This window comes from Ruegeria sp. HKCCD6119 (genome assembly GCF_013110585.1).
GTDB lineage: Bacteria > Pseudomonadota > Alphaproteobacteria > Rhodobacterales > Rhodobacteraceae > Ruegeria.
On record NZ_WVQV01000014.1, the window covers coordinates 18,666 to 42,248 of the forward strand.

Consider the following 23,583-nt stretch of genomic DNA (forward strand, 5'->3'; position numbering starts at 1 on the left):
CCTTGGGCACAATCACTCTGGGTTATTGAAATATGCGGCCAAGGCCGCGATCTCGTCATTGCTCAGCCTTCCGGCGATCATTTGCATAACCGGGTGTGGCCGCTTTTTGTCCTTGTATGCGTGCATGGCGACGACAAAATCCTCGTCGGGCCAATACACGATCGACGGGATACCCTCGTCACTTCCCTCGATCTGATGGCACGTCGTGCATTCGCTGCTGAGATATGCGCCGTATTCGGGGTCTCCCTGAATCGCCAGGATCGCTGGATCGACGGAATGGTCCGTGCCTTTCGCGGTTGGGTCCGCTTCGGGAATATCCCGAGGGTTGTCTGAAAACCCCCGCAAATAGGCAATCACATTGGCCCGGTCTTCCGGGTCTTTCAGACCGCGAAAGCTCATCCTTGTGCCCGACGCAAATGCACGTGGATTTTCGATATAGGCTGACAGAGTGTCAGCGTGCCATTCCAAACCCGAATTTCCCGCGCGCAGCAGGCTTTTGGAATAATTGAAACCGTCAAGACCCGCGGCCTTGCGCCCAAAGACACCATTCAGATGCGGGCCGATTTTGTTTTCCGCTCCTTCGCCAACCTGATGGCAGCCCTTGCATTTGGCGAACACTGTTTTCCCGGCCTCGGCATCACCAAGGTCTTCGGTTGCGTAGGTCGATGTGGCGAAAGCCGCCAAGACCGCCGTGCACGCCAGTATGTCCGGCCACCGCATGATCAGCTTCCGAACGATTTGAGGTAGACAATCACGGCCTCAACGTCGTCTGGCTTCCTGAGCCCCGCAAAAGACATTCGCGTGCCCTTCATGTAATCCTTGGGTTTCGTCAGGAAGGCCGCCATTTCCTCATCCGTCCAAACAAGGCCGGCCTCGGATGCGGCTTTCATCGCCTTGGAGTATTTGAACCCCTCGACCGATCCTGCATTGGCCCCGACAATTCCGTTCAACGCCGGCCCGGTGCCGTGCTTTGCACCTTCACCCACCTGATGGCAGGCTTTGCACTTCTTGAAGACTTTCGCTCCGGCGGCAACCAGTTCCGTTGCTTCGTCGGTCTTTTCGGCCTCTTGAACGGCTGGCTCCGCGGCGGCTTTTTCCTCGGGCTTGGGTGCCGCTGCCGGAATGAACGACGGGCCGTCCGCAGTGAATGTCGGCAACCCGTCCACGGTGGCATCATTCATCACCGAGTTCGACCCACCTTCGGGCGGCGTCTCGACCAGAAAAACGGAACGCATTGTGACAGCGGCCTCTGCCTTGCAGTTTTCCATGCAAGGCTCTTTGCGCGATTCGGCGTACTCGGTCTCGGGTCGCGTATCGACGACAAAACCGTCTTTGTTGTACATCTCGAATTCGGCGAAGTTTTCGTTGCTCAGTTCGAAATCGTCATCCACCAAATCATTTGAATACAGGATGTAGGCAACAATCGCATAGGTCTCATCCGCGGTCAAAGTGCCCGCCTCGCCAAATGGCATGGAACGGGAAATGTAATCCCAGGCAGTAGACAAATGCGGCCAGTAGGACCCGACGGTCTTCACGGGATCTTCGTTTGCAAGCGTATCGAACCCACCGGCAAGAACGGGCCAATTGTCCACACCTTCCGCGAACTCTCCGTGACAGGAGGCGCAGCGGTCGGCAAACACTTCTTCCCCGGTCCAAACGTCGCCCGATCCGACAGGCAAGCCCCGCCCGTCCGGCAAAACGTCAACGTCCCAGGCCGCGATCTCTTCCTCCAGCGCAGGCCGTCCAAGCCCATAGGTGCCCTCGCGGCTGGGCGCAGGTGCGGTCAGGTTCGCGCCATTCGTAACCCGTTCCGCTGCGGCGGCCTGAATTTCCTGGACTTTGAGCTCAAGCTGGGCTGCTCGTTCGGCTTCTGACTTCGCTTTTTCCTGTGCGGCTGCTGCGTGGGCCTCAACCTGACCAATCCGGGTTTCCAAAGTTTCGATCTTCAGTTGGCCGAAGTTTCGGTTGGCGAACACCAACGCCCCCGCAAGCAGTAACGCTGTGCCGCCGAATACGGGCAGGAAAACATGGCTAAGAGACTTCGACATTCTCGGCGATCCCTTCTGCGCTTACGTACCACGTCTGGATACAGTTGTTGTGATAGACCGAGTTCTCGCCGCGCTTTTCGCGCAGCAGGTCTTTGGTTGGCTGTACATAGCCGGTCTCATCCATTGCTCGGGCCTGTAGGAGCATGGGCGCCCCGTCCCAATTCGTGTCGAGATAGAAACGTGTCAAAGCCTTGGTGTCGCCCTGCTTGCCAAGGCGTGCCGTCTCCCACGTGATGCCGCCGTCCTTGGATACATCGACTCGGGTAATCTGTCCGTGGCCTGACCATGCAAGCCCTGAAATCACCAGCGGCCCGGGCCCATGTTTGATCGGCATTTGCGGGCTGGGCGAGGTTATGACGGATTTCGCATCCATCACCCAAGTCCATTTCTGGGCCGTGCCATCGGCATAGACATCGGTGTATTTCGAAGTTTCTTCGCGGCTTTCGACCGCCCTGTCGACGACCTCGATCCGGCGCAGCCATTTGACCCACATGTTGCCTTCCCAGCCTGGCACGACCAGGCGCACGGGATAGCCATGTTCCATCCGCAGGGCCTCGCCATTTGCCTTGAATGCCACCAACACATCATCCAGCGCTTTTTCCATCGGAATGGAGCGACCATTGGACGACGCGTCCGCGCCCTCGACATAGACCCATTTGTCGGGCGAGATATCGGCGCCGGCCTCTTGCAACAGCGTGCGCAGCGGAACACCGGTGTATTCCATGTTGTGGATCATACCATGGGTGAATTGCACGCCGTTGAGCTGCGCACCCGCCCACTCCATCCCGGTATTCGCTGCGCATTCGCAGAAATACACGTGGTTTTCGCGCGGGAAACGTTCGATGTCGTCATACGTAAAGACAAGCGGGCGATCGACCAGACCGTTTATCATCAGCCGATAGTCTTCCTTGCGCAGCTCGATTGCGCCCGAGTGGTGCCGTTCAAAGGCGCAGCCCTGGGGTGTGATTGTACCATCAAGCGCGTGGATCGGCGTGAAGTTGATCGACGAAATCGGAGAGGCGGTCAGCCACTCCACATTGCGGCGCACGACATGGGATTCATAGCTGATCGGCATGCCATAGGGTGTCTCGTCAACGCCTGCACCCGTGTACGATGCCCAATCCTGAAGCTCTGTTATCAGGGGGTCGGGCGTTTCTGCCACTGCCGCACCTGCAACTGACCCCGCGGCGACCGCAGCACTGCCTTTCAGGAAGGCCCGGCGGGACGGTTTGAACGCGTCATCCATATCTCTTAGGTCTCCATCTGTTTCTTAGACGCCGACGACATCGACGCTGGTGTTCTCTTGCACCGTTACGGTTCCAAGGTTGCGAATGTGGTTTTCGACGACATCCCAGATCGGCGGACCCTCGGTGCCTTCGTTGACGCTGGCCCAGCCGGCCACGACATAGGTTTTCGACGGATCAATCGCTTCACCCGTCTTCAGCAGGGTCATCTCGCTGATCCGCTGCCCTTGCGGCTTGGTCACATCGATGCGGTAGCCCAGCCCACCGACACGGACCATATCCCCGCCCTGCTGGTAGTAGGGATCAGGATTGAACAGGTTGTCACCAACATCCTCGAGGATCACATGGATGAACTCACCCGTCATTTCCGTGCGATAGGCATTCGGATATGACATCGAAGTGACGTTCCAGATGTCCTCGCGCGTGATCTCCTGCCCCGGCAGGATCGACGGCCCCCAACGAACACCGGGGGACATGGCAATGTCTGCCTCCCGCTCCTTAAGCAGGGCATCACAGATCAGGTCATCCCAGGTTCCGTTGAAATTGCCGCGACGATAGAGCAACGAGTCCGTTTTGCCGATCACTTCACTGAGCGTCGCCTCATAGGGCGCGCGCTGCTCATCTATCAGGGCGGTGATCGCAGGATCCGGAGCGATAACATCAGAGAAGATCGGGATCAGCTTGTGCTTCAACCCCATCAACTGCCCATCCCGCACATCCAGATCCACGCGGCTGACGAACTTGCCGTTCGAGCCGGACGCGATGATATGCGTTTTGCCCACCAGAACCGGCTCGGGCAGCGCATCATGGGTGTGGCCACTGAGGATCACGTCGACCCCCTCCACCCGGCCTGCCATTTTCTTGTCCACGTCAAAGCCGTTATGGCTGAGGACGACGACGACATCGGCACCGGCATCGCGAACCTCGTCCACCACGGCCTGCATGTTTTCGTCCCGAATGCCGAAAGAGTATTCAGGGAACATCCAACCCGGGTTCGCGATTGGCATGTAAGGGAACGCCTGTCCGATCACGGCAACCTTTGCACCTCCCCGGTCAAAGAACTTGTAGGGCTTGAACAGTTCCGCAGGTTCATCCCATTCGGCATCAAAGATGTTCTGACCCAAGGCGGCAAAGGGCAGCCCTTCGACGATTTCGTTGACTCTGTCGCTGCCCAGCGTGAACTCCCAATGGAAGGTCATTGCATCAGGTTTCAGCGCGTTCATGACATTGACCATGTCCTGACCAGCCGTCTGGTAACAGGTGTAAGACCCGTGCCAGGTATCGCCGCCATCCAAAAGCAGGGCATCGGGCCGGTCCGCACGGATGGCATTGATCACCGTCGAAACCCGGTCCAAACCACCAACCCGACCGTAGGTCTTTGCCAAGGCTGAAAAGTCGTCGTAGGTCAGCGCATAGGCCGACGAGCTGCCATCTTCGATCCCGTAGGCCTTGCGGAACGCGGCCCCCGTGACATGCGGCATCTGCCCCTTTGCCTCACCGATACCCAGGTTTATCTCGGGTTCACGGAAGTATATCGGTTTGAGTTGTGCGTGAATGTCGGTGACATGGATCAGGCTGATATTGCCAAAGGTCTCAAACTCCAGCAGCTGATCCTGCGTCAGACTTTGCTGTGCGGAAAGCCTGGCCCAATTGCCAAACCCGGATGCCCCGTACAGAGCCGATGCCGCCATTGAAACCTGCAAGAAGTCACGTCGAGAAATCATCTTTCGGCTTTCCTGTTTCACATATAAATGTGTGAATGTTAAACTAACGGAAAAACCCGCGCTGGACACTTCCTACGCGGGCCTGTTGTTACTGGCGTACGGCCGGAGTTTCGACTGAAAGCCCGTTGCCACGCGAGGCAACATAAAGCTCCAGCGCACGAAATTCGTCTGAACCTTCGGCAAAGGTTTCCGCCCGCGTATCACGAATACAACCGCGGAAACGATTGTGTCGCGAAATCAGCTTGGCCTGTTTCAAACGATACGTCGGGAACCCATTGATCATTCCCTGGCTCAGGTGATCTGCCCGGATCATATTGCCCCAATTGTCTTCATGACAGTTGGCACAGCTCAGCTCTAACTGGCCATAGCGCGTATAGTACATTTCCTTGCCCTGTTCCCAATACGGGGCGGCGTCACCGTCAATGGCAACGTTCATGGGCATCCCGCGTGACTGTAGGCCGATCAAAGCGACCATGCCCTGCATATCGCCGCCGGACCATTTCCAGGCATCGGCCTCCATGTGCTCGGTCCGGCACGCGTTGATCAGATCTTCCATGACCACCAGCTTGCCGGTTTCGGCATCAACCTTCGGCATGGAAGCCTGCAATCCCTTGAAGCTTTCCACCCCGTCGTGGCAAGAGGCACAGCTTTTGCCGGCAGCCCCATCGACTGTCTCAAAAAGGTCGGCAGCCTGGTCGACGAAGATCATCGCCGGATTATCGAAATCATCAATCTGAAGGGCCTGGGTTTCATCCGTACGGAAATGCCAACCGGAATAGATCGTGTCCAGGTTTTCCAGATGCGCCGGCGCTTCGGTGACCGAGGTCATGTCCAGCTCGTCATTGATCACAAGATTGTCTTCGTCAGGTCCGGCCAATGCTGCCACTGGGAAAACCAGAACTGCCGCGATCGCCGTTAATGCCTTTGTATTCATTACGTTCCTCCCTTGGTGGACCAGCGCCAAACGTCATGTCCGGCGCTGATCTGCCTTATTGGTCGAGCCGTCAGGCGATCTCGATCGATTTCTTCTCGTCGTAGACAGAGCCGTCGTCATCGTACCAGGTGAACACGAACTCACCTGCCTCGGGCACGGTTGCCTCAAACTGGAAATACGGGTTGGTTGAGATTGCCGGCTCCATCGTCACATCGACCACCATTTCGCCGTTAAACTCACAAGTGAAACGGTTGATGATCGACCGAGGTATGACGTTGCCTTCTTTGTCCTTGCGCTGTCCGCTTTCCATCTTGTGGCTGATCAATGTCTTGATCGTGACGGTTTCGCCAGCTGCGGCTTTCTTCGGAACCTTGACGCGGGGTTTCACACCGGATGCCATTGGTTAGTCTCCTGTTCTTCGAGGCGCGCGTGGCTATCAGCCGCCGCAGCCGCCGATTGTCACTTTCACGGTCGCGGATGCCTTGGCAAAGCTGCCATCTGCCATCTTCGCCACGGCAATGACATCCTGCGTTCCGGCAAGGCGGATACGAGTTGAGGCAGCCTGTTCAGCAGCCAGCGGGCCAAAGTTGAACGTTGCGACGCCCGGTTCGGGGTTGCCTGCTGCAACGATCAGAATCGACGCCGCACCCGGGGCGCTTACTTCGATCGGTACGGTGTTTCCGTTTTCGGCGATTTCAGGTGCCGTCAGTGTAACACCGCCGTCAGCCACATCCGCCCCACCGGTAAACGCGGCAATCGCATCCTCAGCGGCCGCATTTGCACGAAACGGCATCATTGTCAGGAACGCGGCGCCCAGCCCAAGGGCCAGAGTTTCGCGGCGAGAGAATTCCATTTTCAATCTCCTTTGAATCTTCGACAATCACGCTATCGAAGCGCGACTATTCCTCTTTCAGGGTTGCAAGAAACGCGACCACGTCTTCGATTTCCTGCGCTGTCAGGATCGACGTCAGGGGCTCGGTCGGGGCTTTGCCGGTATAGGCGTCGCCCGGACGGATATAGCCGTCATCCTTGTAGAATGCCGGCATCACCGTGCCTTCGAACGTCATTTTCGCGTTTGCAACCAATCCGCGAAGCTCGGCCTCGGACCAACGATCACCGGCGCCATCCAACGCCGGGCCAACCTCGCCATGGAACGGGATATCGGCCAAAGCCGAGACCGAGTGGCACGCCACGCAATTGCCTTTTGACTTGTCGCCAACGATCAGCGCGCCATTTGCCGCGTCACCGGCCGCGCCGGTCAACGAGACCTCTACGGCACCATATTCACCATAGGTTACGTTTTTCGGGTCGGTATCCGCGGCAAACGCGGCACCCCCTGTCATTGCGCAGACCAATGTTAAGAGTCTCAGCTTCATGATCCCTCCCATTTGCTAACACGCCGACGGCGCTTTGCGACCCAAAGCATTTGTGTACCGTAGTCGACGAGGGCGGTCTGTCGCAACATTAAATTCATTACAATGAATTTTTTTATTTATATCCCTGAACCTCAGTCTTGTGAAATATTGTTTCGCTCCTGAATGCGCCGTGCGTGGTAGCGCTGAAAATCTTCACCATTTTCAAGTTCGTACCGCTTTTCAAAGACCCAGGTGAACAGATCCAAAGTTGTTCCCTTCGAAAACGCCCCCGGCATGACTGCAACCGCTGCATCAATGGCGGTGGCGTCCTCGGGAACCTCTTCCGACAGAAATACAAGGGTCGGCGTAAACAGAATCCCCCATTTGCGCATCAACGCTCTTTGCTCGCTCTCTTCCCCGTCAAAGTCGGTGGCCGTGGTGCTTCCGTGCAGATCCAGTTGGACGACAAAGAAATTCTCTTCGATGTACGCCGCAAGGTCGGGCTGGGGGAAAACCTCTTCGTGCATTTTCTTGCAATAGATGCAGCCCTGTTGCTCGATAAACAAAACCAGGCGCTTGCCTTCATCTGACGCTTCTTCAAGATCCTCGCGAAGGTCTTTGAACGTGTCGCGCATCCACGGTGTTTTATGCAACCCGTCGTCGCCAAGCTCGGCGGCGGAAACCGCCACGCCCACTATGCATGCCATCAAAACTGACAATGTTCGCTTCATGTTTTCCTCCCGTATTATCCGATGGCCGCAAGCCAGGGCATATGGTCCAGCATCCATTGGGCCACGCGATTGATCGAGTTGGTTGCGATCAGAGCGCCGAACAGAAACAACAGACAGCCCATGGCCTTCTCGATCAGGGGTAAATGCTTTCTGAACCGCGCCATCCACTGCATGAAGGGGCACACCAAAAAGGCCGCCAGAACAAAGGGGGCAGTCATTCCCGCCCCGTAAACGAACAGAAGCATCGCACCGCGCCAAGCCGTCTCGGTTCCGGCCGCCGTAAACAGGATTGCAGCAAGCACGGGCCCGACACAGGGCGTCCAGCCAAAAGCAAATGCCAGTCCCAGAACATACGCACCAATCAGGCTCAGGTTAGATGTTTCACCGACATCCGCCTGAAACTGGCGATACAGGAATCCGATGCGAATCAGCCCCAGGAAATGCAAGCCCATCGCCATGATGATGGCCGCGGCAATCCATCGAAGGATATCGAAGTATTCGCGGATCATTTGACCGAATATCGAAGCCGTGGCTCCAAGCGCCATGAAAATCGTTATGATCCCTGCTGCAAAAGCGATTGCAGAAAGCGTTGCCCTGCGGCGAACGTTGCCGGAAATGACTGAACTTGCAGAAATCTGCTCCATCCCGACACCCGCCAGGTAACTGAGGTAAAACGGCACAATCGGCAGGATGCACGGGGACAGAAATGACAACACCCCTGCGACCAAAGCCCCTGCAAAAGTGATGTCGAGCATGGTCAAACCCGTCTTGGCACGCTATCATTCATACATTCAAAGTAATAAAGATATAACGCTGCGGTCAATCGGAGCTTGAGATGCGCCACCTTTTCCTGCTTGTGCTTGCGGTCACGTTGCTTGTTTCGCCTTTGGCTTTACGGGCTGAAATGACGCTTCTGATGGCCGAAGAAGATGGGTGCATGTGGTGTGCCCGATGGGATTCCGAAATCTCGGGGATCTACCCGAAAACACAGGAAGGAAATGCCGCCCCGCTTCGGCGTGTCGACATCCATGAAACCCTGCCGGATGGGATCACCCTAAAACGACCTCTCCACTACACTCCGACCTTTGTTTTGTTGGACAACGGCCACGAAGTTGGCCGGATCGAAGGCTACCCCGGCGAAGACTTTTTCTGGGGGTTGTTGGGCGTGATGCTACGTGACGCAGGGGTACAGGTTGAGACCTCTGGCTAATCGGCGGCAAATTACATAAACTGTTTTGAATGCGTGAAGCTGAGAAAGCGAGGCGATCCTTTTGGACAAACCATCGAAACTGCCGGTGTTCACAAAGGACATGTGTGCAGAAGATCTGGACCGAATGATGGAGAATGCCCAGACGGCATCAAACTTCCTGAAGGCCATCAGCCACGAAGGGCGTCTGATGATCTTGTGCTATCTGTCATCGGGTGAAAAGTCCGTCACCCAGATGGAAGAGATGCTGTCGGCGAGACAGGCCGCCGTATCCCAACAATTATCCCGACTGCGCTTTGAAGGCTTGGTCAAAACACGGCGCGAGGGTAAGACAATTTATTACAGATTGGCTGATGATCGTTCGACGCAAATACTGGAAGTCGTTTACGATCTTTTCTGCCGGGAGACGTAGAAGCCGGTCAAGACGCCGCCAGCTTTGGGAGGAGACTGGCAATGTTCGAAGCATTGGGAGACGCAAATGCCGTTGCTCTGATCGGTTTGATTGGGGGCATCGCTTTGGGGCTGGCTGCACGCATCGGTCGCTTTTGCACGTTGGGTGCCATCGAAGACTTCCTTTACGCAGGCGATGATCGGCGACTTCGCATGTGGGCGGTTGCGATTGGCGTCGCCATTGTTGGAAGCCATGCCGCCATGGCGTTCGGGTGGCTTGACCCTGTAGGAACACGCTACCTTGCCCAGACCTGGAACCCGATCGGTTCGATCGTGGGCGGCCTCATGTTCGGTTATGGAATGGCCATCAGCGGGAACTGCGGTTATGGGGCGCTGGCAAGGCTGGGAGGTGGCGACCTTCGATCCTTCGTCATCGTTCTGATCATGGGACTTTCGGCGTATGTCGTAATGTCCGGCCCCCTGGCATATCTGCGGGTTTGGCTGTTTCCAGTAGAAATGGATATCAGTGCCCCCCAAAGCGTCAGCTTTCTTGCCGAACGATTGACCTCAGTTCCGGCGTGGCTCGTCGGTTCTGCCGTCGGTGTTATTTTGGTGGTCTTCGCTTTGGCGAACCAGCAGTTCCGCCGTAAGCCAGCGCAGGTGTTCTGGGGATCTGTGGTTGGACTGGCGATCGTCTCGGGCTGGCTTGGCACGAACTGGGTAGCGACCCACGGCTTTGACGGTGAGCCGGTGCAAACCCATACCTTCGCTGCACCCTTGGGTGACACGATATTCTACTTGATGACAGCGTCCGGCAACACTTTGTCTTTTGCCGTCGGATCAGTCTCGGGCGTTCTGATCGGCGCGTTTTTGGGGTCTTGGTCAAAGGGTCATTTTCGCTGGGAAGCCTGCGAAGATCCACGCGAATTGAAACGGCAGATGCTGGGCGCGGCGATCATGGGCCCCGGAGCGATCATCGCAGTCGGTTGCAGCGTTGGACAAGGCATATCTGCCTTTTCACTTCTGGCATACAGCGCGCCCGTGACATTCGCCGCGATCTTTGCGGGCGCGGCGCTTGGACTGAGACAGCTCGTGTCCGGACTGTCCTTCATTACCGAGCGCTGAGTTCTTAACACCACCATGCCTTATGCCAAAAAGGTGTTGGTCGCGCTGATTAGCCCCACTTGAGTGGTCTGGCTTTGTAAGTTGGTGGATGACCGGCCTTTGGTTGACCGACAGGATGGTTTGCAGCGCTCTCACCCGCAATGCCGCAGGGTCGGTCGAGAAACCTCCACAGCCCAATCGCATGTGTCACTCCGCAAAAGGCGGAACAGGAATCTTCAACGATCTTCAATGCTAAAAGAACCCAGCCTTTGAGCCGCAAGCCTTCAGGCTATCACGAGGCAGGTCTTGCCTCGGATAAACTATCAAAAAAGGCAACAAGGTCTTCAGCAACCGCAGCTTCGGCTTTCTGACACATTGAAGATCTTCCAGCGAAAACGAGAATTCGTCGTCAGCAAAGACCCTGCAAACCCACAAGGCCACTGAGGCAGCAGACGTCACCGCACAGCCAGCCAGGTCTGCGATATTTGAAATCTCCGCCCTGTCCGGCTGCACATGTTGCAGTCTCGGCAAGTGACACGCATTTCTTCGTAAAGCTTTTGTCAGCCTGAATGAATTAGCGCTTTTGCCAAGAACCGGCCTTAGTTCATGCCCAAGGCTTCTTTGTACATCTCGATGACAGCCTCTTGCTCGGCAATATCATCCTTGTCTCTTTTTCTGAGAGAAATGATGCTGCGAAGAGCCTTCACATCGTAGCCGCGCGATTTACTCTCTGCGTACACTTCCTTTATTTGATCCGCGATGTCTTTCTTTTCCAACTCCAGGCGCTCGATACGCTCAACAAATTGGCGCAGCTCCCCAGAGGTGACCTTGTAACTTGCTTCTGCTTCTTCCGACATGCTCATCCAATTCTTCCCAATTCTGGATCATCACCGCTAAGAGAATACAGTTCATACCACCTGTATTCGCCTCAAGCTGTGGTTGCTACACACAAAACAGTTTTCTGGAGGCAAAAGCAACGACGTGCCCGGGCCTCGGCCATGGCTTCTTTCCGCTGTTCCACCAGGTTGTTTTCACCGCATCCAGACCCTCAAACCGTTCGATGAACTGGCACGGCTCATCGGCAGTCACGCGACAGTTGGCGGCAGTCTGATCTTTGATGATGCCTTCCATACGCGTCGGTCCCAAGGGCTGAAATCTGATGCAGGAAGCCGGATACAATGCCGCCGCCCGGGTCGCAAGCACCCAATCCCACCCAATCCCCAAGCGCACTTGTACGGCGTGATCCGTTCCGGTAAGCGCTGGGGTAGTTCACGAAGAGATGTAGGGCACCATGTTCGAATTCATCACTTGGGGCGGCGCAGCCCTTTCTCTGACCGGCCTCGCCGGCCTGATCTGGTGCATTCTTCGCGTGATGAAAGCGCGCAAGGCGGGTCTGTCAGACGACGAACTGCGCGCGACCGTTCAGGGCGTTTTGCCCTGGAACCTGGCGTCTTTGTTCCTATCCGTCCTTGGATTGATGCTGGTCATCCTCGGGATATCCTTTGGATGACCACTTGTTTCAAATCGGTAGGTTATCGAACTGCGCTTCCATGGCGTCTTCGCACAGGGCTGCATCCAGACGCCGCAGGCGGGACGGCACCTGCATCCCCTGCTGTCGCATACGGTCGACAACCTTGCTCACACTCGGTTGAAGCGCCAAACGCGTATCAAGGCTCGCATTTCTGAGCTCTTGTTCAAGCCGTTCTGCTTCGGAATAAAGACTTGTTGATGTCATAGTACCCTCCCAAGTGTCGCCAGTATCCCAGATATAGGTAACGGGAATAAGACCCGCTGATATTAACCTGAAATTGTGCAGGATATTGCCCAACACATTCGCGTTTTCGGCAATCCGGCGCGGATGGGCTAAAGTTTAAGCTGATTTAATCGTGAATGCCTTGACGCGCATCAAACACAGGTTCGATGTTGCGTCACATTCCATTTTACATATATGATAATGACAACCGATACGGAGGAAATCATGACACCCGCAGTGAAAGCGTTTTTTGACGATCAAACCTTCACGGTGTCCTATGTTGTTCATGAACCGCAAGGGCGTGCCTGCGCCATCATCGACAGTGTTCTGGATTTCGATCATGCTTCGGGGCGCACAGAGACAAAATCGGCTGACGCAATCATCGACTTTGTGCGCGCGCGCGATCTAAAGGTCGAATGGATTCTGGAAAGCCACGTTCACGCCGATCACCTGTCTGCGGCCCCCTACCTGCAACAGGAACTGGGCGGCAAAATTGGAATTGGCGCTCAGATCGTCACCGTGCAGGACACGTTCGGCAAAGTCTTCAATGAAGGAACCGAGTTCCAGCGCGATGGCAGCCAGTTCGACGCCTTGTTCTCGGAGGGGGACAGTTTTCACATTGGGCAGATGCGCGGCGATGTTCTCCATACCCCGGGCCATACCCCGGCCTGCCTGACCTATGTGATAGGCGACGCCGCCTTTGTGGGCGACACGCTGTTCATGCCGGATTTCGGCACGGCCCGCTGCGATTTTCCCGGAGGCTCCTCAGCCACATTGTTTGAATCGATCCAAAAAATCCTGTCGCTGCCGGACGAAACGCGCATCTTTGTCGGGCACGACTACAAAGCGCCGGGCCGCGATGAATACGCCTGGGAAACGACGGTAGGCGAACAGAAAGCGCTGAACGTCCATATCGGACAAGGACGCAGCATCGAAGAATTCGTGGAAATGCGCGACGCAAGGGACGCCACCCTTGCCATGCCGCGCCTGATCCTGCCCTCTTTGCAGGTCAACATGCGGGCGGGGCAAATGCCGCCTGCTGATGAGCAAGGCGATGTATTCCTGAAGCTGCCGGTGAACAAAATCTGACGCAAGTCAAATCAATCAAAAAAGGATAAACCCACATGAACATCGAGTGGATCTGGGGGCTGTACGGTGGCCTGCTGATTGGCCTGGGCGGAGCAGTGTACCTGCTTGGAAATGGCAGGATCATGGGTGCAAGCGGCATTTTGGGTGGCCTTGTCGATGGTGAGGCCGGCGACACCAAAGCTGAACGTCTGGCCTTCATCGCCGGGTTGATCGGAATGCCGCTTCTGCTGCGGCCACTGATCGCCCCCGAGGCCCAAACGCATCTCACCAGCAATCTGGGCCTTGTTGTTGTGGCCGGGCTTCTGGTCGGTGTGGGAACGCGTATCGCCAATGGCTGCACGTCGGGTCACGGGGTGTGTGGCATCTCGCGATTTTCTCTGCGCGGCATCGTGGCCACCGTATTCTATATTCTTGCCGGCGGAATGACCCTCGTTCTGCTGCGCCATGTTTGGGGATTGATCTGATGCGCCTTTTGATTGCTTTGCTCGCAGGATCGCTGTTCGGTGCTGGATTGTTGATTTCGGGCATGACGGACACGACCAAGGTTCAGGGATGGTTGGATGTTTTCGGAAACTGGGACCCGACCCTGGCCTTTGTGATGGGCGGCGCCATCCTGCCGATGCTTGTAGCCTGGAGGCTGACCTCTGGGCGCAAGGCCTTGACCGGAGGCGATTTTCCACCTCCTCCGAGGTCCGAGGTTGATCGCAGGCTCATCATTGGTTCCGTCCTGTTCGGAATGGGCTGGGGCTTGGCCGGGCTTTGCCCGGGACCGGCGATGGCCTCGCTGACCTATGGTGGTTTGGGTGGCCTGGTCTTCCTGATCGCGATGGTTGCAGGCATGTTCATCGCGCCAACGCTGGGGGCGCAACTGGACAGAGCCGCAAACGCGGCCTAAGGATTTGGCATGGAGATTCGACCGATCACGCCCCGCTATGCTGTCTCACCGCAGATCACGGTAGAAGACGTCCCGGAAATTGCCGAGGCAGGCTTCGTCAAGGTGATCTGCAACCGGCCCGATGTTGAGGTTCCAGCGATCATGCAATCCGACGCGATCGGTGAAGCCGTCCGTGCGGCAGGCATGGACTACGAGGTGTTGGAGCTGACCCACCAGACCATGACGCCCGAGATTGCAAAGCAGCAGCGTGACCTGGCAGAAAGCTGCGATGGCCCGGTTCTGGCTTATTGCGCCTCGGGCACTCGGTGTTCGGTGGTCTGGGCCCTTGGTCAATGCGACCGCATGAGCACGGACGACATTCTGGCCGCCACGACAAATGCCGGATATCAACTGGAAAACCTGCGCCCTGCACTAGAGCATTTTCGCAGCCAGGCAGACTAAACCCTATTCTGCGTCGGAATTTCTGTCGGCTGCGTCAAGGCCAGCCAGTTGCGAAATCTCTGCGACCATCCGCTCGGAATCGTTCAGTGACAGATCGTTGTCCGTCAGATCCAAACCCGCGCCCTCAATTTCCGGAGGCATGACATCCACCGCGCCGGAAACCGGTTCGACCAGGTCATCGTGCGGCTGCATTCTCCCTCGGCTTTCGATAAACTCCTGCGCTTCGTCCCCCGACAAGGCGGGCAGGGTCGAATGTTCGTTCAACCGAACGGCGCGCAACCCGCCACATTGACCAAGGCGACCAATACCCGTTGGCCTTCGGTCGATGGTCAATATCTCAGTTCTGTCCAGACGCGCCCCGCGCAATGGCAAAACACATCCAGGTTGAATCTCTGACAGATCGGACAGTGGCAGCGACATCCGGCACAAGACGGCGTTCAGTTCCGCCCGAACAACACCCGATGCCTGCTCAAGCCGGGGACCGGCCGGATCCGTGACCTCCTCTGCCTTTTCCGGCGTGGCAAGATGCTCTGGAAGAAAGATCGAGATCTGTCCCTGCTGCGCCCCGCCGGCCAGATCAACCGTCAGATCGAAGACGCGGTATTCATCTTCTGTCATGGCCAACGACAAGCCGCGCGAATCTTTCGTACGTGCCGCGAACTCGTATCCCGTCAGGCAGACCTGCTCGGCCGCAGCGTCTATTGAGCCGGCAGTCAAGGTCAGAGCGGTTTCGATGAATGGCACCACCATGGCGGCGTCCGTATCCGTAAAGGCCCTTGGGGCCGGATCACCGGGCAGTATTTCACCGATGGTTTGGGTTTGCACAATGGCGGACACCACATGCGGGCTCAGGCAAATCCCTGCGCGCCCCTCCGGCCCGTCAAACACCAACATAAGCCAATCCTGAGCGACTGATTCCGCCATGTCATCCTGCCTGCGACTGGCCTGTTTTGCCCCGATGACAGCCAGGGGAAGGTTCAATCGATCACTTGCTGCCTGCGCAAACCCCAAGCGCAGCGCCCGCAAAACCGAACGCGGGCGATCGCCCAGATCTTTTCGTCCAACAGACAGTTTGCGCGCCAAAGCAGCGCTGACGGTTTGTGACATGGCGCCCGATCACCAGTTGCTTCAATAACTGGTATTGATTTACCCTGCCGAGCGTTACGAAGTTCTTTATGGCCGTGTCATTGCGCGGCCTGCTGGAAAGCCAAAGGCAAGCTGACCCGGAACGCCGCACCGCCCTGCCCGGGCAAATATGTGATCTCACCGCCCAACCGTTGCATGATCTCACGGCAAATGGCCAAACCCAGACCTGCGCCCCCTGCCTTGTCGACCCCGACACGAGCAAATTTCTCGAACACCATCGAACGCGCGCCGGGTGGAATGCCGCTGCCGTTGTCGATGAAATCTATGATGACCCTGCCGCCGACGTCGTGGGCTGAAATGACCAATACCGGTTCTTCCGCGTCACAGTATTTCTGCGCGTTCGAGATCAGGTTGATGAACACCTGCCCCAACCGGTCCAGATCCGTATGCAGGGACATTCGCTCGGCCGTAAGAGTCCGGCGAACCGTGATTTTCCGCTCTGCTCCGGCCAGCGCGCTGGACACCGCCCGGTCCAGAACCGAACGCAAACTGTCATCGCTGAGGTTCAGATTGACCTGCCCGTTTTCCAGCACGCTCAGGTCCAGCAGATCGTCGAGAAGCCGGGTCAGGCGCAAGGCCTCATCGTGAATGATTGCGGCATAACGGGTCTGTTCCTCACGGCTCAGCCCCTCTGTATCCCGCATGATCTCGGAAAACGCCCGGATCGAGGTCATCGGCGTGCGCAACTCGTGACTGACCTGGCTCAGGAAGCTGTCTTTTTGTTCGGAAATCTGCGTAAGCTTGGTGTTTGCTTCGCGCAATTGGCGCGCCGTACGGGACAATTCCGACGACTTCTCTTCCAACTTCCCCGAATACTCCAGAAGCTGCGCCGATTCATCCGCCACCGCCAGCAGATCTTCTACGGAAACTGAAGACCCTCCGACGATTTGGGCAATCATCGCATGCGCCGTGGCGGTGCCAACCGACCCGCTCAACTCTCGCTCCAGCCGGTTCAGGAAACCCGGGGTCGGTTCCGGCATATGCGACCGGCCGCCCTGTTTTTCAGCCTCTGCCTGAAAGAACTCCTGCGCTGGCGCGGTGCCCAGAATACGCTGTGTCATGATCATCAGGTCTTCGCTTTGCGCAACCGAGCCGGACCAGCCACCAGGTGAAACCGAGTGGTCGAAAACATTGACGAATTGCGCACCCTGCAAACGCTCCAAAGGGCTGGGAAAGCTCAGAAGGGACGCTATGCAAAAGGCAATGGTGTTCAGGGACAGGGACCACATCACGGTATGGACCATCGGATCGATCCCTTCGATCCCGAACAGGGCATGAGGACGCAACCAAGCAAGGCCGAACAGCCCATTCTGCATGACGGCCTCCGGCATCCACGGCGCGCCCATACCTGGCAACAAAAGCGTATAAATCCAAAGTGCGAAACCGACGCTCAACCCGACCAGCGCCCCTGTCCGGGTTGCTCCGCGCCAGAACAATCCCCCGACCAAAGCAGGCAGAATCTGTGAAATTCCGGCAAAGGCAATCAATCCGATCGAGGCCAGTGCCGCACCCCCACCGGACAACCGATAGTAAAAGTAACCCAACGCCATGATCACGGCGATGGACACGCGGCGCGCAACCAGAACGATGCTGCGCACATCGCCCGAGACCGAGCCCGTACCCTCATGCGTGTTCAACCAAATGGGCATGACCACATGGTTCGAGACCATCGTAGACAAGGCCATTGCGCTGACGATGACCATCGACGTTGCGGACGAAAACCCGCCGATAAAGGACAGCATGGCCAACCAGTCATTGCCCTGCGACAGCGGCACCGTCAGCACGAACAGATCGGGATTGGCCCCTTCTGGCAACAGGTCCAGACCAACGACGGCAATTGGCACGACAAAAAGGCTCATCAAAAGCAGATAGAGCGGAAACGCCCAGGCGGCGGTTCGCAGATGGCTTTCGTCATCATTTTCGACCACCATAACCTGAAACATGCGCGGCAGGCAGATAAAGGCCGCGGCGGACAGGAATATGAAAGTCGTCCAGCGCCCGGCATCGACGTTCCACTCTCCGATTTCCGAGGCATCTATCCTATCCATCATCGGGCCAACGCCACCGGCAATGCCCCACACCACGAAAACGCCCACGGCGATAAGAGCAAACAATTTGACAACGGCCTCCACTGCAATGGCGGTGACCACACCGTGGTGGCGCTCGTTCACGTCCAGATTGCGCGTGCCGAAAAGAATTGCGAACACCGCAAGCCCCGCTGCCATCCAGAATACACTGGACCCTTCGCGGTACAGACCCGATGAATCGGCTTCGGCAAAAATCGAAAAGGACAAGGTGATTGATTGCAACTGGAGCGCGATGTAGGGTGTTCCGCCAAGCACGGCAAGAATGGTAACACACACGGCAAGCGTGTTCGACTTGCCATAGCGCGATGACAACAGGTCCGCGATAGAGGTCACCCGCTGACTGCGCCCGACCCTCACCAGTTTGCGCAGTCCCCACCACCAACTGACCATCACCAGGGTTGGGCCAAGGTAAATCGTTACAAACTCCAACCCGGACCGCGCGGCATTGCCCACCGCACCATAGAACGTCCATGCCGTGCAATAGATCGACAGCGACAAGGTATAGATCAGGGGCGAGCGCAGCCACTTGCCCCGCCCTGCCGCAGCCATCCGATCGGCGGCGAAAGCCACGGCGAACAAGAAGATGACATAGCCAAGGCAGACCAGGATCAGCGTGTTAATGGTTGCCATCACTCAGCGTCCGCGTCTTGATCCTCGCGCACGCCCAAACGGCGAGCGGCAATTCCAAAAACCAACCCAACCACGATCAGAGCGCCCCAGCAGACAAAGATGTAATACATTGCTGAAGACAAGGGGACAGCCTCGCCCTTGCCGGGCTGATCGGGCCACAATAGCGGAAGCGCCAGCAGAGCCGCCCCCAAGAACGGCAGCAGCCGCGCCGCATCCGCCAGCCTACGTCGGCGATAGCTTTGACGTTCGAGAAAAAGCGAGGGGCGTGCGCCCTGTGGTGCGCCCTTTTTGCCCTCGCCAGACATCATATTCGCGTCGCCTGCGCGTGAAGATCGCGCACAGCCGTCAGAACTTCGGCATTGGAAAACGGTTTGGTCATGAAACGGCTGACACCAGCGTTTTCCGCCATTTCCCTGTCGCGCGATTGACCGCGCGCCGTCAGCATCAAAACCGGCAAACCTGCCAGCTCTTCCATCTCTCGGATGTCCCGCAGGATATCCATGCCACTCTTGCCCGGCAGCATGACGTCCAGAATGACCAGATCGGGCTGTGCCCTCTGAATCACCTGAACCGCATCCGTGCCATCGCCATGCGTGTCTACCTGCCATCCCTCGCGGGTCAGCAGAAACCGGATTGCTTCGGCAATGTTCGGCTCGTCCTCGATTAACAGAACCTTACGGCTCATATTTTCAGTTCCTCCCCAAGACCGTTCCTCCATCCTCAGATCGGTCCCCGCCAGATTAAGCCTTCTGTCGGGAAAGTGTCAAAAGCCTTCGCTCAAAATCGACGGTTCGCGGCGGGCCTTGCAAGCATTGCTGGGACAGACGCGGCAGTTTGGCCCGACTTGCGTGACCGGAGCGGCACCTGCCGCCTCGTTGCCCGAACGGACCAGCATAACCGAGCGATAAACGGGATCCTGATCATACCCCAATACCGCATAAGGCCAAGCATAGGCGAAGCATTCGAATTCAGCCGGGGTCCGCCCCATCTGGACAACCTGCTTGCGCACCGGAACAAGTGGGCGGCTCAAAGCCGTGAACAACGGCCACAGCGGGCAAACCTCACCGTGCCGCGCCAAAGCAAAGCCCGGGATCGGCTTGATGAACAATATGCTGCCGGATGCATCGCACAGCACCATGCCAACCGGCTGCGGTAACACGTCATCAGGTATGAACGCCAATCGACGCAGAACGGTGGCGACGTCCACGGAAAAGCGATAAGCCAACGCAATGGGATCCGTGTCGCCTTTTTGCAGGCTCGATCGAAGCGCATCCAGGGGCAAAGCGATTGCATCATCGCGATACATCTTCAGAACTTCACGCGCCACAGTTCGGGCAGCCGACGTGTTGAGACTGCTCAGATCAACGGCATCCACGTCCTCGCCCTGTTCCAATTCCGGAAAACTGTACCTGCGGGATTCGAAGAACGCTTCGACCTCTTCAAGCGGAACACCGCGCGGATCAATTGACGAGTCGCTTTCGTCCAAAAAGGTTACAAGTGCCTTTGAACTCCCGGCCAGCCGCTCTGCATCCTGGTGCAGGTTTTTGTGAAACCGTTCCCGCCACTCTGCTTCGATGTCCTCTGTGTCTGCAAGAATTGCCGCTGTTGAACGAATCGCCGCCGCCGTTGACAGCACTTCGTGCATTGATGCCGCAAGATGCGGGTCATGAGTCAGCCGGTCCGACAAGATCTCGACATTCCGCTCAAGCGAAACAACCCGGCGGTGCATCTGAGCAAGAACCCCGGCCCATCCGGGAAAGCGCCCGGCAAATTCCTCCAGCCCGTCCACTTCGGCCTGCTGCCCGACGGCGTCATCCGCCGCTTCCCGCAAGGCCGACACGAGGGTTGCCTCGATCCCCTGTGTCAGGACAGAGGGTTCGACGGAAAGCGCTGACGCTATATCCACCAGCAATTTGCCACCGATCCGGCGGCGGTTATGTTCGATCAGGTTCAGGTAGGACGCGGATATCCCGGCAAGGCGGGCAAGTTCCGCCTGCCGAAGCCCGGCAATCTGCCGTCTTTCCCGAATACGGCTTCCCGTCAACATATCACGCATGATCGTATTCTCCTGACCAGGCTTCAGCCACTTTTTTCAGAACATATCATGTGTTTCGCTGGTTTACCGAGGTATTTTCAAACCATATTTACAACCTTAACAAAAGCGGCAGCCGCCAATGCGCATCAATGGCCACAAGAAACCGCATCTCCCCTTCAATTCCGCGTGGTTTCCCGGCACGATAAGCGGATGAGTGACCCCGCCTTTGAATATGCACCGATCGGGCTTGTTGAACTGGAAAACCGGATCATCAGACGCTGCAATCTGCAATTTGCCCGCACTTTCGGCGGGGAAGAGGCCGATTACCGCAATATGCCGCTGTTGCATCTCTATCCCTCGGTCGCGGATTGGGAGAGGATCGGGGAACGCAGCCTGCAAGTGATGCGAGACACCGGGTACTACACGGATGAACGCGTCATGCGGCGCCGCAATGGTGATCTGTTCTGGTGCCGCGCCCGTGGCCGCTCTTTGACGCCCGATGACCCGTTCCGCCATGGAATCTGGAGCTTTTCCGACATCTCGGAAGAACGTCCCCTTGTCGAATTGACCGTTCGAGAACGCGAAGTGGCGATCCTGTCCTGCCGTGGCCTGTCCGCCAAGGAAATCGGTGCTGAACTGGGCCTGAGTTACCGCACAATCGAAGCCTATCGCGCCCGTCTGCTTGAGAAATTCGGCGCCCGCAAACTGTCCGAGCTTGTCGCCAAATTGTCAGGGATGCCTCTGTAACCTGTCCGCCCCTTTAAATTATGCGGGATTCCCGCCTGTGATGGTGCGAGTCGGCGCTTTTCATGCACCGCCGCTTAGCCTATAACCCTGCGTAATTTGATCAGAGCCCGCAAGAAACAGACGGGCCAAAGGGGAACCGTCGAGGACACTCATGACAGACACCAAACACGAAGCGGATGTGGCATTCATCAAGGCTCTGGCCGAGTTGCTGCGTGACAATGACCTGACCGAATTGCAGGTCAAGCGCGAATATGGCGAGGAAGACAGCCTGAACGTGCGCGTAAGCCGCATGACACAGGCCGCAGCTGCACCAGTTCAGGTTGCCGTGCCTGCGGCAGCACCAGCTCCTGCCGCTGCGGCTGCGCCTGCCGTGGCCGAAGCCCCTGCCGCTCAGGAAGATCCGGCCAGCCACCCTGGTGCTGTGACCTCTCCCATGGTTGGAACCGTCTACATGCAGCCCGAGCCCGGCGCGCCCGCATTTATCTCGGTCGGCGCTTCCGTTTCCGAAGGCGACACGCTGCTGATCGTCGAAGCGATGAAGACCATGAACCACATCCACGCGCCCAAGTCGGGCACGATCAAGCGTGTTCTGGTCGGCGATGGCGACGCTGTGGAGTTTGGCACACCTCTGGTCATCATCGAGTAAGGCGGGCCCATGTTCGACAAGATCCTGATTGCCAACCGAGGCGAGATCGCCCTGCGCGTCATCCGCGCTGCCCGCGAGATGGGGATTAAGACGGTTGCCGTCCACTCCACCGCGGATAGCGACGCAATGCATGTGCGCATGGCGGACGAATCGGTCTGCATCGGCCCCCCGCCCAGCCCCCAGAGTTACCTGTCCGTGCCCGCGATCATATCGGCCTGTGAAATCACCGGTGCGCAGGCGATCCACCCTGGCTATGGCTTCCTGTCCGAGAATGCCGAGTTCGTGCAGATCGTCGAAGATCACGACATCACGTTCATCGGCCCCACCGCAGAACACATCCGCGTCATGGGCGACAAGATCACTGCCAAGGACACGATGAAGGCGCTGGGAGTGCCTTGCGTGCCGGGATCAGACGGCGGCGTGCCTGATCTTGCGACGGCCAAGAAGATCGGTGAGGAATTCGGCTATCCGGTCATCATCAAGGCTACCGCAGGCGGCGGCGGTCGCGGTATGAAAGTTGCGATGAACGCTGACGAAATGGAAAGCGCCTTCATGACTGCGCGGGCCGAGGGCAAGGCCGCCTTTGGCAATGACGAAGTCTATATCGAGAAATACCTGACCACGCCGCGCCACATCGAAATTCAGGTGTTTGGCGACGGGAAAGGCAAGGCTGTTCATCTGGGCGAACGGGATTGTTCGCTTCAGCGGCGCCACCAGAAGGTGTTCGAAGAGGCCCCGGGCCCCTGCATCACACCCGAAGAACGCGCCAGGATCGGCAAGATCTGCGCGGATGCGGTCGCGAAAATCAATTATATCGGCGCCGGCACCATCGAGTTCCTCTACGAAAATGGCGAGTTCTATTTCATCGAAATGAACACCCGCCTTCAGGTGGAACATCCGGTCACCGAAGGTATCTTTGGCGTCGATCTGGTGCGCGAACAAATCCTTGTCGCAGCGGGTGAACCGATGTCGTTCGGTCAGGACGATCTGGAAATCAACGGCCACGCCATCGAGGTTCGGATCAACGCTGAAAAGCTTCCGAAATTTTCACCCTGCCCCGGCAAGATCACGGCCTATCACGCGCCGGGGGGCCTTGGTGTTCGAATGGACTCGGCTCTCTATGACGGGTATTCGATTCCACCCTATTATGACTCTCTGATCGCCAAGCTGATCGTGCAGGGTCGTGACCGGGCCGAAGCGCTGGCCCGACTGGAACGCGCACTGGGGGAATTGATTGTCGACGGTATCGATACCACGGTCCCTCTGTTCCACGCACTGCTGCAGGAACCCGATCTGCACAGCGGCGACTACAACATCCACTGGCTGGAGCGCTGGCTTGCGGAGAACATGGAACAATAGTCACCAAGGACCGGAGGG

Annotated in this window: 29 protein-coding genes; 11 read left to right on the forward strand and 18 right to left on the reverse strand. The window is 57.3% G+C overall.

Going from position 1 to position 23,583, the window contains the following annotated elements; all coding sequences use genetic code 11:
* Window positions 1-12: 12 nt before the first annotated feature.
* From GS611_RS19255 to GS611_RS19300, 10 genes are all read right to left on the reverse strand, one after another.
* Window positions 13-720, reverse strand: a complete 708-nt coding sequence (locus GS611_RS19255; RefSeq protein ID WP_171638137.1) for a c-type cytochrome — start codon at window positions 718-720, stop codon at window positions 13-15.
* Window positions 721-722: 2 nt separating this feature from the next.
* Window positions 723-2,048 (reverse strand): c-type cytochrome, encoded by a 1,326-nt coding sequence (locus tag GS611_RS19260; RefSeq protein WP_171638139.1) that lies wholly within the window; start codon window positions 2,046-2,048, stop codon window positions 723-725.
* Window positions 2,032-3,294 (reverse strand): sulfite dehydrogenase, encoded by a 1,263-nt coding sequence (soxC, locus tag GS611_RS19265; protein ID WP_171638141.1) that lies wholly within the window; start codon window positions 3,292-3,294, stop codon window positions 2,032-2,034. Before soxC ends, GS611_RS19260 begins: the two co-directional genes overlap by 17 nt.
* A gap of 24 nt (window positions 3,295-3,318) precedes the next feature.
* Complete coding sequence (gene soxB, locus GS611_RS19270) at window positions 3,319-5,016, reverse strand: thiosulfohydrolase SoxB (RefSeq protein WP_171638143.1); 1,698 nt, start codon at window positions 5,014-5,016, stop codon at window positions 3,319-3,321.
* 88 nt (window positions 5,017-5,104) lie between these two features.
* The gene (gene soxA, locus GS611_RS19275; protein ID WP_171638145.1) at window positions 5,105-5,950 is read right to left on the reverse strand and encodes a sulfur oxidation c-type cytochrome SoxA; all 846 of its coding nucleotides are present in this window, start codon (window positions 5,948-5,950) and stop codon (window positions 5,105-5,107) included.
* A gap of 70 nt (window positions 5,951-6,020) precedes the next feature.
* Complete coding sequence (gene soxZ / locus GS611_RS19280) at window positions 6,021-6,350, reverse strand: thiosulfate oxidation carrier complex protein SoxZ (protein WP_117869618.1); 330 nt, start codon at window positions 6,348-6,350, stop codon at window positions 6,021-6,023.
* Window positions 6,351-6,386: 36 nt separating this feature from the next.
* Complete coding sequence (gene soxY / locus GS611_RS19285; protein WP_171638147.1) at window positions 6,387-6,803, reverse strand: thiosulfate oxidation carrier protein SoxY; 417 nt, start codon at window positions 6,801-6,803, stop codon at window positions 6,387-6,389.
* Between the two features lie 46 nt (window positions 6,804-6,849).
* Window positions 6,850-7,326, reverse strand: a complete 477-nt coding sequence (gene soxX / locus GS611_RS19290; RefSeq protein WP_171638149.1) for a sulfur oxidation c-type cytochrome SoxX — start codon at window positions 7,324-7,326, stop codon at window positions 6,850-6,852.
* Window positions 7,327-7,457: 131 nt separating this feature from the next.
* A complete protein-coding gene (locus tag GS611_RS19295; RefSeq protein ID WP_171638151.1) occupies window positions 7,458-8,036 on the reverse strand; it encodes a thioredoxin family protein in 579 nt (192 codons plus the stop codon).
* 14 nt (window positions 8,037-8,050) lie between these two features.
* The gene (locus tag GS611_RS19300) at window positions 8,051-8,791 is read right to left on the reverse strand and encodes a cytochrome c biogenesis CcdA family protein (RefSeq protein WP_171638153.1); all 741 of its coding nucleotides are present in this window, start codon (window positions 8,789-8,791) and stop codon (window positions 8,051-8,053) included.
* Between the two features lie 80 nt (window positions 8,792-8,871).
* On the opposite strand from GS611_RS19300, the gene GS611_RS19305 reads away from it, so the two are divergent.
* From GS611_RS19305 to GS611_RS19315, 3 genes are all read left to right on the forward strand, one after another.
* Window positions 8,872-9,246, forward strand: coding sequence for a hypothetical protein (locus tag GS611_RS19305; protein ID WP_171638155.1), 375 nt, complete (start codon window positions 8,872-8,874; stop codon window positions 9,244-9,246).
* Window positions 9,247-9,346: 100 nt separating this feature from the next.
* On the forward strand, window positions 9,347-9,655 hold the full coding sequence (locus GS611_RS19310) for a metalloregulator ArsR/SmtB family transcription factor (RefSeq protein WP_152459831.1): 309 nt from the start codon (window positions 9,347-9,349) through the stop codon (window positions 9,653-9,655).
* Window positions 9,656-9,696: 41 nt separating this feature from the next.
* Window positions 9,697-10,758, forward strand: coding sequence for a YeeE/YedE family protein (locus GS611_RS19315; protein ID WP_171638157.1), 1,062 nt, complete (start codon window positions 9,697-9,699; stop codon window positions 10,756-10,758).
* Between the two features lie 578 nt (window positions 10,759-11,336).
* On the opposite strand, the gene GS611_RS19320 is transcribed toward GS611_RS19315, so the two are convergent.
* Window positions 11,337-11,600: a DUF2312 domain-containing protein gene (locus GS611_RS19320; protein WP_152457363.1), complete on the reverse strand. Its 264-nt coding sequence runs from the start codon at window positions 11,598-11,600 to the stop codon at window positions 11,337-11,339.
* 79 nt (window positions 11,601-11,679) lie between these two features.
* Window positions 11,680-11,868: a hypothetical protein gene (locus GS611_RS19325; protein WP_171638158.1), complete on the reverse strand. Its 189-nt coding sequence runs from the start codon at window positions 11,866-11,868 to the stop codon at window positions 11,680-11,682.
* Between the two features lie 160 nt (window positions 11,869-12,028).
* Between GS611_RS19325 and GS611_RS19330 the strand changes: the two genes are divergently transcribed.
* Window positions 12,029-12,247 carry a hypothetical protein gene (locus GS611_RS19330; protein WP_171117671.1) on the forward strand — a complete coding sequence of 73 codons (219 nt, stop codon included), beginning with the start codon at window positions 12,029-12,031 and terminating at the stop codon, window positions 12,245-12,247.
* Between the two features lie 9 nt (window positions 12,248-12,256).
* Here GS611_RS19330 and GS611_RS19335 read toward each other — a convergent pair whose 3' ends face one another.
* Window positions 12,257-12,472, reverse strand: coding sequence for a hypothetical protein (locus tag GS611_RS19335; RefSeq protein ID WP_171638160.1), 216 nt, complete (start codon window positions 12,470-12,472; stop codon window positions 12,257-12,259).
* 243 nt (window positions 12,473-12,715) lie between these two features.
* Here GS611_RS19335 and GS611_RS19340 point away from each other — a divergent pair, with 243 nt between their 5' ends.
* Genes GS611_RS19340 through GS611_RS19355 form a run of 4 tightly spaced genes read left to right on the forward strand, consistent with a single transcriptional unit; the run spans window position 12,716 to window position 14,915 of the window.
* Window positions 12,716-13,579, forward strand: a complete 864-nt coding sequence (locus GS611_RS19340; protein WP_171638162.1) for an MBL fold metallo-hydrolase — start codon at window positions 12,716-12,718, stop codon at window positions 13,577-13,579.
* Window positions 13,580-13,614: 35 nt separating this feature from the next.
* Window positions 13,615-14,043: a YeeE/YedE family protein gene (locus tag GS611_RS19345; RefSeq protein WP_171638164.1), complete on the forward strand. Its 429-nt coding sequence runs from the start codon at window positions 13,615-13,617 to the stop codon at window positions 14,041-14,043.
* Window positions 14,043-14,474: a DUF6691 family protein gene (locus GS611_RS19350; RefSeq protein ID WP_152457358.1), complete on the forward strand. Its 432-nt coding sequence runs from the start codon at window positions 14,043-14,045 to the stop codon at window positions 14,472-14,474. The genes GS611_RS19345 and GS611_RS19350 overlap by 1 nt, the downstream gene beginning before the upstream one ends.
* A 9-nt stretch (window positions 14,475-14,483) precedes the next feature.
* Window positions 14,484-14,915 (forward strand): TIGR01244 family sulfur transferase, encoded by a 432-nt coding sequence (locus GS611_RS19355; RefSeq protein WP_171638166.1) that lies wholly within the window; start codon window positions 14,484-14,486, stop codon window positions 14,913-14,915.
* Between the two features lie 3 nt (window positions 14,916-14,918).
* Here the strand turns inward: GS611_RS19355 and GS611_RS19360 are convergent, their stop codons facing one another.
* From GS611_RS19360 to GS611_RS19380, 5 genes are all read right to left on the reverse strand, one after another.
* A complete protein-coding gene (locus GS611_RS19360; protein ID WP_171638168.1) occupies window positions 14,919-16,022 on the reverse strand; it encodes a FliM/FliN family flagellar motor C-terminal domain-containing protein in 1,104 nt (367 codons plus the stop codon).
* A 77-nt stretch (window positions 16,023-16,099) separates the two neighbouring features.
* Window positions 16,100-18,778: a sensor histidine kinase gene (locus GS611_RS19365; RefSeq protein ID WP_171638170.1), complete on the reverse strand. Its 2,679-nt coding sequence runs from the start codon at window positions 18,776-18,778 to the stop codon at window positions 16,100-16,102.
* Entirely contained in the window at window positions 18,778-19,086 is a 309-nt protein-coding gene (locus GS611_RS19370) for a hypothetical protein (RefSeq protein ID WP_245218138.1), read from the reverse strand. The genes GS611_RS19365 and GS611_RS19370 overlap by 1 nt, the downstream gene beginning before the upstream one ends.
* Window positions 19,083-19,463 carry a response regulator transcription factor gene (locus tag GS611_RS19375; protein WP_152457354.1) on the reverse strand — a complete coding sequence of 127 codons (381 nt, stop codon included), beginning with the start codon at window positions 19,461-19,463 and terminating at the stop codon, window positions 19,083-19,085. The genes GS611_RS19370 and GS611_RS19375 overlap by 4 nt, the downstream gene beginning before the upstream one ends.
* A 78-nt stretch (window positions 19,464-19,541) precedes the next feature.
* Window positions 19,542-20,834: a helix-turn-helix domain-containing protein gene (locus GS611_RS19380; RefSeq protein WP_171638172.1), complete on the reverse strand. Its 1,293-nt coding sequence runs from the start codon at window positions 20,832-20,834 to the stop codon at window positions 19,542-19,544.
* 189 nt (window positions 20,835-21,023) lie between these two features.
* Here GS611_RS19380 and GS611_RS19385 point away from each other — a divergent pair, with 189 nt between their 5' ends.
* From GS611_RS19385 to accC, 3 genes are all read left to right on the forward strand, one after another.
* Window positions 21,024-21,560, forward strand: a complete 537-nt coding sequence (locus GS611_RS19385; RefSeq protein ID WP_152457352.1) for a LuxR C-terminal-related transcriptional regulator — start codon at window positions 21,024-21,026, stop codon at window positions 21,558-21,560.
* Between the two features lie 151 nt (window positions 21,561-21,711).
* Entirely contained in the window at window positions 21,712-22,206 is a 495-nt protein-coding gene (gene accB / locus GS611_RS19390; RefSeq protein ID WP_171638174.1) for an acetyl-CoA carboxylase biotin carboxyl carrier protein, read from the forward strand.
* 9 nt (window positions 22,207-22,215) lie between these two features.
* Complete coding sequence (gene accC, locus GS611_RS19395; RefSeq protein ID WP_171638176.1) at window positions 22,216-23,565, forward strand: acetyl-CoA carboxylase biotin carboxylase subunit; 1,350 nt, start codon at window positions 22,216-22,218, stop codon at window positions 23,563-23,565.
* Window positions 23,566-23,583 lie beyond the last annotated feature (18 nt).

Excerpts from the sequence above, each read along its gene's own strand:
- GS611_RS19255 (WP_171638137.1), bottom strand. The coding sequence starts at position 720 with ATGCGGTGGCCGGACATACTGGCGTGCACGGCGGTCTTGGCGGCTTTC.
- GS611_RS19260 (WP_171638139.1), bottom strand. The coding sequence starts at position 2,048 with ATGTCGAAGTCTCTTAGCCATGTTTTCCTGCCCGTATTCGGCGGCACA.
- soxC (WP_171638141.1), bottom strand. The coding sequence starts at position 3,294 with ATGGATGACGCGTTCAAACCGTCCCGCCGGGCCTTCCTGAAAGGCAGT.
- soxB (WP_171638143.1), bottom strand. The coding sequence starts at position 5,016 with ATGATTTCTCGACGTGACTTCTTGCAGGTTTCAATGGCGGCATCGGCT.
- soxA (WP_171638145.1), bottom strand. The coding sequence starts at position 5,950 with ATGAATACAAAGGCATTAACGGCGATCGCGGCAGTTCTGGTTTTCCCA.
- soxZ (WP_117869618.1), bottom strand. The coding sequence starts at position 6,350 with ATGGCATCCGGTGTGAAACCCCGCGTCAAGGTTCCGAAGAAAGCCGCA.
- soxY (WP_171638147.1), bottom strand. The coding sequence starts at position 6,803 with ATGGAATTCTCTCGCCGCGAAACTCTGGCCCTTGGGCTGGGCGCCGCG.
- soxX (WP_171638149.1), bottom strand. The coding sequence starts at position 7,326 with ATGAAGCTGAGACTCTTAACATTGGTCTGCGCAATGACAGGGGGTGCC.
- GS611_RS19295 (WP_171638151.1), bottom strand. The coding sequence starts at position 8,036 with ATGAAGCGAACATTGTCAGTTTTGATGGCATGCATAGTGGGCGTGGCG.
- GS611_RS19300 (WP_171638153.1), bottom strand. The coding sequence starts at position 8,791 with ATGCTCGACATCACTTTTGCAGGGGCTTTGGTCGCAGGGGTGTTGTCA.
- GS611_RS19305 (WP_171638155.1), top strand. The coding sequence starts at position 8,872 with ATGCGCCACCTTTTCCTGCTTGTGCTTGCGGTCACGTTGCTTGTTTCG.
- GS611_RS19310 (WP_152459831.1), top strand. The coding sequence starts at position 9,347 with ATGTGTGCAGAAGATCTGGACCGAATGATGGAGAATGCCCAGACGGCA.
- GS611_RS19315 (WP_171638157.1), top strand. The coding sequence starts at position 9,697 with ATGTTCGAAGCATTGGGAGACGCAAATGCCGTTGCTCTGATCGGTTTG.
- GS611_RS19320 (WP_152457363.1), bottom strand. The coding sequence starts at position 11,600 with ATGAGCATGTCGGAAGAAGCAGAAGCAAGTTACAAGGTCACCTCTGGG.
- GS611_RS19325 (WP_171638158.1), bottom strand. The coding sequence starts at position 11,868 with ATGGAAGGCATCATCAAAGATCAGACTGCCGCCAACTGTCGCGTGACT.
- GS611_RS19330 (WP_171117671.1), top strand. The coding sequence starts at position 12,029 with ATGTTCGAATTCATCACTTGGGGCGGCGCAGCCCTTTCTCTGACCGGC.
- GS611_RS19335 (WP_171638160.1), bottom strand. The coding sequence starts at position 12,472 with ATGACATCAACAAGTCTTTATTCCGAAGCAGAACGGCTTGAACAAGAG.
- GS611_RS19340 (WP_171638162.1), top strand. The coding sequence starts at position 12,716 with ATGACACCCGCAGTGAAAGCGTTTTTTGACGATCAAACCTTCACGGTG.
- GS611_RS19345 (WP_171638164.1), top strand. The coding sequence starts at position 13,615 with ATGAACATCGAGTGGATCTGGGGGCTGTACGGTGGCCTGCTGATTGGC.
- GS611_RS19350 (WP_152457358.1), top strand. The coding sequence starts at position 14,043 with ATGCGCCTTTTGATTGCTTTGCTCGCAGGATCGCTGTTCGGTGCTGGA.
- GS611_RS19355 (WP_171638166.1), top strand. The coding sequence starts at position 14,484 with ATGGAGATTCGACCGATCACGCCCCGCTATGCTGTCTCACCGCAGATC.
- GS611_RS19360 (WP_171638168.1), bottom strand. The coding sequence starts at position 16,022 with ATGTCACAAACCGTCAGCGCTGCTTTGGCGCGCAAACTGTCTGTTGGA.
- GS611_RS19365 (WP_171638170.1), bottom strand. The coding sequence starts at position 18,778 with ATGGCAACCATTAACACGCTGATCCTGGTCTGCCTTGGCTATGTCATC.
- GS611_RS19370 (WP_245218138.1), bottom strand. The coding sequence starts at position 19,086 with ATGATGTCTGGCGAGGGCAAAAAGGGCGCACCACAGGGCGCACGCCCC.
- GS611_RS19375 (WP_152457354.1), bottom strand. The coding sequence starts at position 19,463 with ATGAGCCGTAAGGTTCTGTTAATCGAGGACGAGCCGAACATTGCCGAA.
- GS611_RS19380 (WP_171638172.1), bottom strand. The coding sequence starts at position 20,834 with ATGCGTGATATGTTGACGGGAAGCCGTATTCGGGAAAGACGGCAGATT.
- GS611_RS19385 (WP_152457352.1), top strand. The coding sequence starts at position 21,024 with ATGAGTGACCCCGCCTTTGAATATGCACCGATCGGGCTTGTTGAACTG.
- accB (WP_171638174.1), top strand. The coding sequence starts at position 21,712 with ATGACAGACACCAAACACGAAGCGGATGTGGCATTCATCAAGGCTCTG.
- accC (WP_171638176.1), top strand. The coding sequence starts at position 22,216 with ATGTTCGACAAGATCCTGATTGCCAACCGAGGCGAGATCGCCCTGCGC.